Source organism: Vibrio aquaticus (genome assembly GCF_003970385.1).
GTDB classification, from domain to species: domain Bacteria; phylum Pseudomonadota; class Gammaproteobacteria; order Enterobacterales; family Vibrionaceae; genus Vibrio; species Vibrio aquaticus.
Window position 1 is genome coordinate 1 of the sequence record NZ_RXZH01000148.1, and the last position, 467, is coordinate 467.

Below are 467 nucleotides of genomic sequence, written 5' to 3' on the forward strand. Positions count from 1 at the left end.
ACTCCACATTCTCTTCAGCAAAATTTGGGATGAGGAAGAAGTACCAACAGACTGGAAATAAGGACTTCTGGTCAAAATACCGAAGAAAGGCGATCTCAGCAAGTGTGATAACTACAGGGGCATCACTCTTCTCTCAATACCGGGAAAAGTCTTCAACAGGGTATTGTTAATCAGGATGAAGGACTGCGTAGACGCCCAACTTCGTGACCAACAGGCAGGATTCCGTAAGGATAGATCGTGTACAGACCAAATCGCAACTCTACGGATCATTGTGGAACAATCAATTGAATGGAATTCATCACTCTACATCAACTTCATTGACTACGAGAAAGCATTTGACAGCGTGGACAGAACAACACTATGGAAGCTTCTTTGATACTACGGAGTGCCTCAGAAGATAGTCAATATCATACAGAACTCATATGATGGACTAAACTGCAGAATCGTGCGTGGAAGAGAGTTGACAA

The 467-nt window shown here is 43.0% G+C and carries 1 protein-coding gene; it reads left to right on the forward strand.

Translation table 11 applies throughout. The annotated features are described in order from the left end of the window. Nucleotides 1-76: 76 nt before the first annotated feature. On the forward strand, nt 77-376 hold the full coding sequence (locus EJ063_RS21950; protein ID WP_500691453.1) for an RNA-directed DNA polymerase: 300 nt from the start codon (nt 77-79) through the stop codon (nt 374-376). The last annotated feature ends 91 nt before the right edge of the window (nt 377-467 follow it).